This window comes from Caballeronia glebae, assembly GCF_001545035.1.
Taxonomy (GTDB): Bacteria; Pseudomonadota; Gammaproteobacteria; order Burkholderiales; family Burkholderiaceae; genus Caballeronia; species Caballeronia glebae.
On record NZ_FCOJ02000080.1, the window covers coordinates 18,338 to 28,484 of the forward strand.

The following is a 10,147-nucleotide window of genomic DNA, read 5'->3' on the forward strand; positions in this document are numbered from 1 at the left end:
TTCGCGCTCCTTATTGCAGATCGTCTTGACGACTGCGGGAGCGGAACGCATCGCGCGAACGCGCCGAGTCGCCGCCGGCATTGGCGCTCGCGCCGCTGGCCGCGCTCGCGGCCTTTGCCGCGCTGGCGGGCGCGACCGCGGCCGGCGCCGATGCGCTTGCCGCGGCTTGCGCGCGCGCCTGAGGCGCTTCCGAGGCGGACGGTGCGCCCGACGCAATCGCGCCGCTGCCCGCGTCCGCCGGTTCCTTCGCCTGCTGACGATTGGCTTCGACGAGCTTGTCCAGCGGCAGATACACCACGTTATTGCCGGCCTTGCTGTCGACGAACACCTTTGTAGTGCGCGAGTAGATTTGCTGCATGGTGTCCAGGTACATACGTTGACGGATGACGGCGGGCGCCTTTGAGTATTCCGCGTAGACCTCCTTGAAGCGCTCCGCGTCGCCCTGCGCCTGCGTGACTTCGCGATTGCTGTAAGCCCTCGCCTCGTCGATCAGCTTCGCGGCGTCGGCCTTCGCGCGCGGCAACAGTTGATCGGCATAGGCTTGCGCCGTATCGCGGGCGCGCTCGTTGTCCTGACGCACACGCGCGGCTTCTTCGAAGGCCGACTGCACTTGTTGCGGCACCTGCACGCTCTGCACCGCGACGCCCGTCACCTGAAGACCGGTGTGATAGCTGTCGAGCGAGCGCTGGATGGTTTCGATCAGGCGCGAGCGCAGCGCTTCGCGATCCTTGTAGAGCATGTCGTCCGTCGAAATACTGCCCGCGATCTCACGGATCGCCGACTGCGCGGCCTGCGTGACGCTGTCGTCCGCATTGACGCTGCCGAACAGAAAATCCTTGGGCGACTTGATCTGGTACTGAACGGCGAAGCGCACGTCGACGATATCCGCATCGTTCGTCAGAAGCGACGCGTCGCGCACGTTGCCTTGCGAAAGCGCGGTGCCGCGCCCGACTTCGACGGAGCGGATCTGCGACGTATCGACGATTTCGCTCGACTGAAACGGATACGGCAGACGCCAGTGAATGCCTTGCGAGACCGTCTGACGATATTGTCCGAACTGCGACACGACGCCGACATGGCCGTCCTGCACGACGAACACGCCGCTGCCGAGATAGATGGCGATGAGCACGCCGATGACGATGCCGAGGCCGATCTTCGTGCCGCGGCCATTCTCGCGCGGCGCGCCGTTACCGGGCTTCTTGCCGAATATGCCCGCGATGCGCCGGTTGAATTCGCGCCACATCTCGTCGAGATCGGGCGGACCTTCGTCGCGGCCGTCGGGACGCTTGCCGTCCTGCGGACGCTTCGTGTCGTTTTTCACGCCATTGCCGTCGCCCCGCCCCCAGCGCGGATCGTTGATCGAAAAGACGGCAAGCTCGGCTTGCCGGTTAGTCCGCTCTTTGTAGTCGTTCACTCGGTGATTCACCATTAGACAGCCGGAGTCGACGCCGGCTCGATGCAATTCCGAAGCAACTCAATGTCCGTGCTCGGGTACCTTGTGATCGTCACGCTCGACGGCCTGCCGCTGGTCATCCGGCTGCGCGTTCGTGTCCTGTATGGCGTTTGACCCGGACTGCGTGGTTTGCGTTGCGTCGGACGCCTCGTGCAGCTCCGGAAATTCGGCGAGGACGCTGGGTAGGCCCGCATCGGTTTCCTCGGCTTCCGCCGTGGCGATTTCGGCGATGGCATCGCGCAGCGCATCGAGCCCCTGACCCGTGCGTGCGCTCAAGAAAACGCGCGAAATATTACCATACTCGTCCCTTTCAACCGCCTCTTCACGGGCCGCGAGTTCGGGCACCGCATCGATCTTGTTGAAAACGAGAATCTGGCGGATATTGTCCGCGCCGATGCCGCGCAACACCTCGTTCACCTGATCGATCTGATCGAGGCGCACCGCGCTCGATGCATCGACGACGTGCAGCAGCACGTCTGCGTGAATGGTTTCTTCGAGCGTGGCGCGAAACGCGGCGACGAGTTGGTGCGGCAATTCGCGGATGAACCCGACCGTGTCCGAGACGACGACATGCCCCGCTTCCTCGCCGAGGAACACGCGGCGCGAAGTCGTATCGAGCGTGGCGAAGAGCTGGTCGGCCGCATACGCCTGCGCTTTCGTGAGCGCGTTGAACAACGTGGACTTGCCCGCGTTCGTATAGCCAACGAGCGACACCGACATCGTGCGATTGCGCACGCGCTGACGCCGCTGCGTGCCATGCTGGCGGCGCAGCTTTTCCAGGCGCGCCTTGAGCGCCTTGATGCGCTCGCCGATCAGACGGCGGTCGGTTTCGAGCTGGGTTTCACCCGGCCCGCGCAAGCCGATACCGCCTTTCTGACGTTCGAGGTGAGTCCATGCGCGAATGAGGCGCGTCGACAAATATTGCAGTTGCGCGAGCTCGACCTGCAGCTTGCCTTCGTGACTGCGGGCGCGTTGCGCGAAGATATCGAGAATGAGGCTCGTGCGATCGACCACGCGGCGATTCAGCGCGCCTTCGAGATTGCGTTGCTGCGCAGGCGCGAGCGCGTGATTGAAGATGACGAGTTCGACGTCGTTCGCTTCGCACTGCAGACGCAGTTCCTCGACCTTGCCGCTACCGATGAACATTTTGGCATCGGGACTCTGACGGCGGCCGGTGAGCGTGACGGCGGGATGGGCACCCGCACTTTGTGCGAGCAGACTGAGTTCTTCGAGACTGGCTTCGAAATCGATCTTGCCGAAGTCGATGCCGACGAGCGCTGCGTTGATCAAATTAATATGTTTAAGTATTTGAAGCGACCGGCGAGTTGCTTAATGTTCGCTTTAGAAGTGTCAAAATTCGCGCCGGCCGCGACGAGGTTTAGGACGGTTCAGCGTCCGGGTGGAAATTCACCGGGCGGGCCGGCACGACCGTCGAAATGGCGTGCTTATAGACCATCTGCGTGACCGTATTTCGGAGCAACACGACGTACTGGTCAAATGATTCGATGTTTCCTTGAAGCTTGATGCCGTTGACCAAATAGATCGAGACCGGCACGTGCTCTTTACGCAATGCGTTCAAAAACGGGTCTTGTAACAATTGCCCTTTGTTGCTCATAGCAAACTCCGTGTTTTTTTGCAGGTTGGAAGTATTGTGGACGAAGAAAAAGAGATCCGCCGACAATCGCTACACTATAGCTGATTTTCGCTGTTTTACGTTTTCGGAGCCGGATCGGCCAAATGGCCAACGGCACCGAAACGCAAGGCTCCGCGGCTCTTATTCCTTGTCCGCGTAAGGATTTCGGCTTGACCGAAACTCTATGCGAAGTGGAGTGCCGACGAGTCCAAAAGTTTCGCGAAAGCGCCCTTCCAGATATCGCTTGTACGTCTCCGTGACCGCGTCAAGCGCATTGCCGTGCACGACGATGATCGGCGGATTTTGCCCGCCCTGATGCGCGTAACGCAGCTTCGGACGCACCGGGCCGCGACGACGCGGCTGCTGAAATTCCACCGCCTCGATGAGCGCGCGCGTCAGCCTCGGCGTCGGCAGTTTGGCCATTGCGGCAGCGTAGGCGTCGTCGACCGATTTCATCAACGGGCCGATGCCGGTTTTCTCCAGCGCGGAAACGTAGTGGAATTTAGCAAAGTCCAAAAACTTGAGCTTGCGCGTCAGGTCCGCCTTCGTGCGCTCACGCACATGCGAATCGAGACCGTCCCACTTGTTCACGCCCACCACCAGTGCACGCCCCTGCTCGACCACGAAACCGGCGATGTGCGCGTCCTGCTCGGAGATGTCCTGCTGCGCATCGAGCAGGAGGATGACGACGTTGGCGTCGGCGATCGACTGCAGCGTCTTCACGACCGAAAACTTCTCGATCGCTTCGAACACCTTACCGCGCCGGCGCAAGCCAGCCGTGTCGATCAACGTGTATTTGCGGCCTTGACGCTCGAAATCAACATAAATCGAATCGCGCGTCGTGCCCGGCATGTCGAACGCGATCACGCGTTCTTCGCCGATCAGCGTATTCACGAGCGTCGACTTGCCGACGTTCGGACGCCCGACGATCGCGATCTTGACGCCGTGCTGCGCCTTTTCTTCTTCCGTCTCTTCCGGCTGATCCTTGTACGCGATGTCGAGCGCGTCGTTGATCATTTCGATGACGCCGTCGCCATGCGCCGCCGAGATCGCGCGCGGATCGCCGAGTCCGAGCTCGTAGAAATCCGCCGCGACCGCCGAATACTTCATGCCTTCGGCCTTGTTCACGACGAGAAAGAGCGGCCTGCCCGTCTTGCGCAGATAGTCGGCGATCGACTTGTCCTGCGGCGCCAGTCCGTTGCGTCCATCGACGATAAACACGACGACGTCGGCCTCTTCCACCGCCTGACGCGTCTGCCGCGCCATCTCGTGCAGGATGCCGTCCTTCGCCACCGGCTCGAAACCGCCCGTGTCCACCACGAGGTACGGACGTTCGCCGCCCGCGCGACCTTCGCCGTAATGGCGGTCGCGCGTCAGGCCCGGCAAGTCCGCGACGAGCGCGTCGCGCGAGCGGGTCAGGCGATTGAAAAGAGTCGATTTCCCAACATTGGGGCGCCCGACGAGCGCAATCACGGGTTTCATCTGATTTTGTTCAAGGTTGAACGCAAGGCGAACGCGGAACGGGCGGTACAACCGTCTCGTTGCGTTCCGCTACGCCGCGCAATGGCTGCGCTTGTCGAAAATTAGCATGGATTCGGCCTGCCGCACGCGAGGCGCGCCGGTCGGCCCGATCGTCGGCGGTCGTTCGCCGGTTTTGCCTCGTTCGAGGCTCATCTTCCGCGGCGCCGTCGCGCGCCGCGCTTCATTCTTGCGACCCTGCTTTTGCACGCGGGTTTTATCGCGATGCGCGCGCGGCGCCCCGCTTCTTTCTCGTGCGGCTCGCCGCGGCGAACCTGCCGCGCCGCAGGACATCGACGGCGCGCTTACTGCTCGGCACCGCGAGAAAGTGTGACTCGCTCGCGGCGCGGTTTGAATCAGTTGCTCGGACGGAAACCGTAGAGATCGCCGTCACGCGTCTGCACGACGAGGGTGTTGCCTGCCAGCACAGGCGCCGCGGTGATCGCGCTGCCATCGGTCGGCGCGCGGCCGATCAATTCGCCGGTTTCCGTGTTCAGGAAGTGCACGAAGCCCTTGTAGTCGCCCACGACGACCGCGCGGCCGAGAATGAACGGCACGCTGACACTGCGGTTCTTCAGCACGTCCGTCTTCCAGACTTGCGAACCGTCCGACGCGCGGAACGCGTTGACGACCGACCAGTCGTCGCCCGCCGCGACGATCTGCTCGTCCTGCGCGAGGCCGCTGTCGCTCGAAAAGTTCTTTTCCCACACCGCGCGACCCGAATTCGCGTCGAAGCAGCCGATGCGGCCCTGGAACGTCACCGCGCAGGTCTGCGCGCCGACGAGCCCCGGTGCGCCGGTCACGTCGTTGATGCGCTCGACTTCGGTCACGCCCTTCGGATACGACACCGGCGCCTGCCAGTAAGCGTCGCCCGTCTGCAGGTTGATCGCGGCGAACGTGCCGCCGGGGAAGCCCGCGAGCACCGCCAGATTGCCGGCGAACGTCATGCCTGCCGCGACACGCAGATTCAGCGGCACGGCGCGCAACTGGAACACCCACTTCTGTTCGCCGGTCTCTGCGTTGAACGCGATGACCTTGCCGTCGATCGTGCGCACGATCACGAGATCGTTGCCGACGAGCGGCGGCGAAACGATTTCACCCGGCGCAGTGGCCGTCCAAAGGAGCTTGCCGTCGGCGCCGAGCACGTCGACCTGACCCTTCAATCCGCCCACGGCCGTGAGATTGCCGTCGCTGCCTACGCCCGCCGACAGATCGTCCTTGAGCTTGATGCGCCAGACGTCCTGACCGGTCTTCGAGTCGATCTTGGCGACGGAGCCGTTCGCGCCCGCGGCATAGACGTAATCGCCCACCGCGACCGGCGAGAACAGATAACGGCCGCCCTTGCCTACGCTCGCCTTCCACGCCTGGTTGACGTTCAGCACCGGCTTGAACTCAGCGAGCGGTACCGGCACGCGGCGTTCATCCTTGGTCGACGAACAAGCGGTCAACAAGACGGTCATCGCGCAGGCGAGCGGTACGGCGTAGCGTTTCAAAAAAGTCATCGATGGACGCAGCATGAATTGGTGAATTGGGTTGATCGGCGCTGCCCGCCGCCTCGCTTCATGGCGATGTGGTGGCGGGCGGCATGACTGGCCGATGGCGGGATCGACGACAAACCGATTGAAACGAGCCGGATCAGCCGCCGAGCGCGTCGAGCTTGAACTGAACCAGCTGACGTGCGGACGTGTCGTTCTCGGGCAGCGCCTCAAGCGCGACCTTATAGGCCGCGCGCGCGTCGTCGCGTTTGCCCTGAGCCGCGAGCAAGTCGCCACGGCGGTCCGCGATCACGCCTTTGAACGCTTCGAGCGGTTGCTCCGAGAGCAACTTCAGACCGGCGTCGTAGTTCTTCTCGTCGAGCAGCACGAGCGCGAGACGCAGCTTCGCGATCTGCTTGTACTCGTCGTCCTTCGCGTGGTCGATGGCCCATTGCAGCTGTGCCTTCGCACCCGCCGCGTTGCCCGCCATGTAAAGCGACTTCGCGGCCGCGAGCGCGGTCATCTGCGCGTAGCCGGTGCCGCCGAACTTGTCTTCCATGTCCGTGGCAACGCGCGTGACCAGCGCCTGGTCATTGCCGTTCACCGCCTGCTGCAGATGGTCGTAAAGCACCGACGCTTCGGCGGCCTGACGGCGCTGCCAGAAATTCCATCCGTTGTACCCGGCCCCAATGACGAGCGCCACGAGCACGACCCAAGTCGTGGTGTTACCCCATTTGGCCCACCAGGCCTTTACGCTTTCGAGTGATTCTTGTTCGTCGTGATAGCTCATCGCCCAGCTATTCCTTCCTGCGTTTCAATTCCCTAAACGAGCGCCGCGCGCGATGCCGAATCGTCCCGATCCAGCCCGATGCGCGCAGTAATACACCTGAATCTCAGGCACCCTCGTCGTCGGCGGTTGCAACCATCGCATTGATTAGGTATTCGGTCAAGTCTTCCGCCGGAACGTTGACTTGCTCGTTCTTTTGCCCGTCGGACGTTTCATCGACCGAACGACGTAGCGGCTTCACGCCGATCATACCTTGCGCGAGCTCGTCCTCTCCAAGCACCACGGCGTATGCCGCGCCGCTCGCATCGGCCTTTTTCATCTGCGACTTGAAGCTCGCGGACGCGCCGTCCGGGCTGCAATGCAGAATGACGTCGAGGCCCGTGTCGCGCAGCCGCTCGGCGACGATGAACGCCTGCTCCGCCGCCTTCTCGCCCTGATGCACGACATACACGTCCGTGCCTTCGGCTTCCGGCACGAGTTGCTCTTCCTTCAGCAATTCGAGGATGCGCTCGACGCCCATCGCCCAGCCGCACGCCGCGGTCGGCTTGCCGCCGAGCTGCTCGATGAGCGGATCGTAACGACCGCCACCCGCGACCGTGCCCTGCGCGCCGAGCTTGTCGGTGACCCACTCGAACACGGTGAGATTGTAGTAGTCGAGGCCGCGCACGAGACGGGGATTGATGGTGAACGGAATGTTGTTCGCCTTCAGCAGACGCTGCACGCCGTCGAAGTGCTTGCGCGATACGTCGCCGAGAAAATCGACGAGCTTCGGCGCGTTCTGCGCGATCTCCTGCATCGCCGGATTCTTCGTGTCGAGCACGCGCAGCGGGTTCGTGTAGAGACGACGCTTCGCTTCCTCGTCGAGCGAATCGACGTGCTGCTCCAGATACGCGATCAGTTCCTTGCGATGCGCCGCGCGCTCTTCGGGCTGACCGAGCGAATTCAGTTCGAGGCGAATACCGGTGAGTCCGAGGTCGTCCCACAGACGCTGGCACATCATGATGATTTCGGCGTCGGAATCCGGACCCGCGAAACCGAGCGCTTCCACGCCCACCTGATGGAACTGACGATAACGACCACGCTGCGGACGCTCGTGACGGAACATCGGACCGACGTACCACAGGCGCTTCGGGCCGTCATACAGCAGATTGTGCTCGATCGTTGCGCGCACGACCGCCGCGGTGTTCTCCGGGCGCATGGTCAGATGCTCGCCGTTGAGCGCATCGGTGAAGCTGTACATCTCCTTCTCGACGATGTCGGTCACTTCACCGATACCGCGCGTGAACAACTGCGTATGCTCGACGATCGGCGTGCGGATGTTCTGATAGCCGTATGCGCGCAGCATCGACTTGACGGTGGTTTCGAAGAAATCCCACAACGCGGCATCCTGCGGGAGGATGTCGTTCATGCCCTTCACACCGCTCAGTTTTTCGAGCCGTTTCTTTTGTTCAGTCATCTGTCTTCAAAGAGTTGCGGTGGACGTCGCATCGAGCTTGCCGCTTTCTTGCCCGTACGTGCGCCCGACATAGTCGCTGACGATTTGCTGGAACTCCTCCGCGATGCGCTCGCCGCGCAGCGTCTTCACCTTCACGCCGTCGATGAATACGGGCGCCGCCGGATTCTCGCCCGAACCCGGCAAGCTGATGCCGATGTTGGCGTGCTTCGATTCGCCCGGCCCGTTGACGATGCAGCCCATCACCGCCACGTGCATCTTCTCGACGCCGGGGTACTGGTCGCGCCACACGGGCATCGAACTGCGCAGATAAGTCTGGATCTGCGAAGCGAGTTCCTGGAACAACGTGCTCGTCGTGCGGCCGCAGCCGGGGCACGCGATCACCATCGGCGTGAAGGCGCGCAAGCCCATCGTCTGCAGGATTTCCTGACCGACGACGACTTCGCCGGTGCGCGCGCCGCCCGGTTCCGGCGTGAGCGAGATACGAATGGTGTCGCCGATGCCTTCCTGCAGCAGCACCGAAAGCGCCGCCGTCGATGCGACGATGCCCTTCGAGCCCATTCCCGCTTCGGTCAGCCCGAGGTGCAGCGCGAAGCTGCAACGCTTCGCGAGTTCGCGGTACACGGCGATCAGATCCTGAACACCGCTGACCTTGCACGACAGGATGATCTTGTCGCGGCCGAGGCCCAGTTCGACCGCACGCTCCGCCGAGCCGACCGCCGACTGGATCAGCGCCTCGTACATCACGCTCTGCACTTCCCACGGATTCGCGCGCGTGGCGTTTTCGTCCATCATGCGCGCGAGCAACTCCTGGTCGAGACTGCCCCAGTTCACGCCGATGCGAACCGGCTTGTCGTACTTGATCGCGGCTTCGATCATCTGCGCGAATTGCGTGTCGCGTTTCGCGCCGTGGCCGACGTTGCCCGGATTGATACGGTACTTCGACAGCGTCTCGGCGCATGCGGGATAGTCGCGCAGCAGCAGATGGCCGTTGTAATGAAAGTCGCCGACGAGCGGCACCATCACGCCCATGCGGTCGAGCTGTTCGCGGATATGCGGCACGGCGGCGGCCGCTTCCGGCGTGTTCACCGTGATGCGCACGAGCTCGGAGCCCGCCTGCGCCAGTTCCTTGATCTGGATGGCGGTGCCGATGGCGTCAGCGGTGTCGGTGTTGGTCATCGACTGCACGCGCACCGGCGCGTCGCCGCCGATCGTCACGAGCTGGCCGCCCCAGCGCACGTCGACGGCATGCGACGAACGGCGCGTCAACGGACCGCCGGAGACCGGCTCGGTCGAACAAATCTTGCTGCTAATCAGGGATTGAGCTTCGGATTGCATCGAAAAACCCTTTGGTGACCTGGCCGCCGATACGGCGCCGGGTCGCGTGTGTGGAACCTCAAACGGGCGTCACGGCTTGCACCGTGACGCCCTCGACTTGTTCGTCGCGCTGAACAGATCGATCTCGCAAGCTCAAGGCAGCGAAAGACGCGCGACGTTTCCGCGTGCGGATACATAGCGTTTGGCATCGACGGGTTCGTCGTCGACCGACAACGACTCGACGCCCTTCACGTTGCCGACGGTCACCTTGAACGGCGCCTCGCCTTCCACGCGCTGCGTGCCGCCCGCGTGGACGAGGCCGGAATACAGCTCCTTGCCGTCCTTGCCGCGCACGCTGAACCAGCTATCTTCCTTCACTTTCAATTCGATCGCGTTCGAACCGCTGCCTGCGACAGCCGGAGCGGACGCCGCCGCGGTCGCGACAGCCGGCGCGGCCTTCGCAGCCGATGCGGGAGCCGCCGCGGCCGGCGCGCTCGCGCCCTGCACCGCG

At 63.1% G+C, this 10,147-nt stretch carries 9 protein-coding genes; all 9 read right to left on the reverse strand.

The annotated features are described in order from the left end of the window. Window positions 1–10: 10 nt before the first annotated feature. Complete coding sequence (gene hflK / locus AWB82_RS33085) at window positions 11–1,414, reverse strand: FtsH protease activity modulator HflK (RefSeq protein ID WP_200818249.1); 1,404 nt, start codon at window positions 1,412–1,414, stop codon at window positions 11–13. Between the two features lie 60 nt (window positions 1,415–1,474). Next, a complete protein-coding gene (gene hflX / locus AWB82_RS33090) occupies window positions 1,475–2,743 on the reverse strand; it encodes a GTPase HflX (protein ID WP_086973514.1) in 1,269 nt (422 codons plus the stop codon). 88 nt (window positions 2,744–2,831) lie between these two features. Then, window positions 2,832–3,068, reverse strand: a complete 237-nt coding sequence (gene hfq, locus AWB82_RS33095; protein WP_008349383.1) for an RNA chaperone Hfq — start codon at window positions 3,066–3,068, stop codon at window positions 2,832–2,834. Between the two features lie 159 nt (window positions 3,069–3,227). Continuing rightward, window positions 3,228–4,568, reverse strand: a complete 1,341-nt coding sequence (gene der / locus AWB82_RS33100; protein WP_086973519.1) for a ribosome biogenesis GTPase Der — start codon at window positions 4,566–4,568, stop codon at window positions 3,228–3,230. Between the two features lie 392 nt (window positions 4,569–4,960). After that, a complete protein-coding gene (gene bamB, locus AWB82_RS33105) occupies window positions 4,961–6,106 on the reverse strand; it encodes an outer membrane protein assembly factor BamB (RefSeq protein WP_086973520.1) in 1,146 nt (381 codons plus the stop codon). Window positions 6,107–6,239: 133 nt separating this feature from the next. Further along, window positions 6,240–6,869: a tetratricopeptide repeat protein gene (locus tag AWB82_RS33110; protein WP_086973515.1), complete on the reverse strand. Its 630-nt coding sequence runs from the start codon at window positions 6,867–6,869 to the stop codon at window positions 6,240–6,242. A 103-nt stretch (window positions 6,870–6,972) separates the two neighbouring features. Then, complete coding sequence (gene hisS, locus AWB82_RS33115) at window positions 6,973–8,322, reverse strand: histidine--tRNA ligase (protein WP_086973516.1); 1,350 nt, start codon at window positions 8,320–8,322, stop codon at window positions 6,973–6,975. Window positions 8,323–8,328: 6 nt separating this feature from the next. Further along, window positions 8,329–9,657 (reverse strand): flavodoxin-dependent (E)-4-hydroxy-3-methylbut-2-enyl-diphosphate synthase, encoded by a 1,329-nt coding sequence (ispG, locus tag AWB82_RS33120; protein WP_086973517.1) that lies wholly within the window; start codon window positions 9,655–9,657, stop codon window positions 8,329–8,331. A 132-nt stretch (window positions 9,658–9,789) separates the two neighbouring features. After that, a partial coding sequence (locus AWB82_RS33125) for a DUF4115 domain-containing protein (protein WP_143756955.1) occupies window positions 9,790–10,147 on the reverse strand: 358 nt, incomplete at its 5' end.

Excerpts from the sequence above, each read along its gene's own strand:
- hfq (WP_008349383.1), bottom strand. The coding sequence starts at position 3,068 with ATGAGCAACAAAGGGCAATTGTTACAAGACCCGTTTTTGAACGCATTG.
- der (WP_086973519.1), bottom strand. The coding sequence starts at position 4,568 with ATGAAACCCGTGATTGCGCTCGTCGGGCGCCCCAATGTTGGGAAATCG.
- bamB (WP_086973520.1), bottom strand. The coding sequence starts at position 6,106 with ATGACTTTTTTGAAACGCTACGCCGTACCGCTCGCCTGCGCGATGACC.
- AWB82_RS33110 (WP_086973515.1), bottom strand. The coding sequence starts at position 6,869 with ATGAGCTATCACGACGAACAAGAATCACTCGAAAGCGTAAAGGCCTGG.
- hisS (WP_086973516.1), bottom strand. The coding sequence starts at position 8,322 with ATGACTGAACAAAAGAAACGGCTCGAAAAACTGAGCGGTGTGAAGGGC.
- ispG (WP_086973517.1), bottom strand. The coding sequence starts at position 9,657 with ATGCAATCCGAAGCTCAATCCCTGATTAGCAGCAAGATTTGTTCGACC.